Annotated in this window: 1 protein-coding gene and 1 pseudogene; one reads left to right on the top strand and one right to left on the bottom strand. The window is 38.4% G+C overall.

The window, feature by feature from the left end; genetic code table 11:
• Positions 1–84 precede the first annotated feature (84 nt).
• Positions 85–360, bottom strand: coding sequence for a hypothetical protein (locus tag HCR01_RS38165; protein ID WP_193201046.1), 276 nt, complete (start codon positions 358–360; stop codon positions 85–87).
• Positions 361–489: 129 nt separating this feature from the next.
• Here HCR01_RS38165 and HCR01_RS39785 point away from each other — a divergent pair.
• Positions 490–651, top strand: a pseudogene (locus tag HCR01_RS39785) (abortive phage infection protein); the annotation flags it as partial.

Genomic DNA, 651 nt, shown 5'->3' with positions numbered 1-651 from the left:
GTTGTGATTTTGAGTAATTTCAGATGCCTTTGCCCTGTGTAATAAGAAGCAACACAAATTCAGAGCAAAAACTATTAACCAATCTTATTCTGAATCTGCAATTAAATTTTGAAGGTAGTCCCGCGTTTCTAACAACGTTAAATACAAAAAATTACCGTTTTTATCAAGTATTTCGTATTCATCAATAACGATATGATTGGCATCTTCACCCCACCCAAGACCCAAAATTAGCCCTAAAGCACAAGCCTTATTTTCAAACTCGTCAATTTCTAATAGTGTCTCTTTATATTCCGCTTTTAACTTCCCTGTTCTAATCATCTCATCATGTTTAGCTTGATATTCAGCATTAGTTTCACTCATAGAATCAACAGTAAAGGAAACTCTAGCCCTCAAGCGCAGGTTGCTTATCTTGATGGCACATCATGATTGCGATCACTCAATATAGAGATACAGTAGCTTTAATCTCGTCGTTTCATCGCCAGATACAGTATGCCCAAGACTTGGAATCTAAAAATAGATAATTATTCTCAAGCGAACTCCCGCTGCATTATCGACACTGCCCATGTAGACACATTCCCAACAGACCTGCCACTAGAACCCAACATCCGAGAACCTAACCGCAAAAGCGCGACATACAAGCAAATCTTCGAC

It is taken from the genome of Nostoc sp. MG11 (genome assembly GCF_014904695.1).
Classification (GTDB): domain Bacteria; phylum Cyanobacteriota; class Cyanobacteriia; order Cyanobacteriales; family Nostocaceae; genus Komarekiella.
Note: the sequence above shows the minus strand (reverse complement) of the source record. Positions and strands in the feature narration are given on the sequence as shown.

Bases quoted from the DNA above. Each gene is read 5' to 3' on its own strand.
- HCR01_RS38165 (WP_193201046.1), bottom strand. From the start codon at position 360: ATGAGTGAAACTAATGCTGAATATCAAGCTAAACATGATGAGATGATT.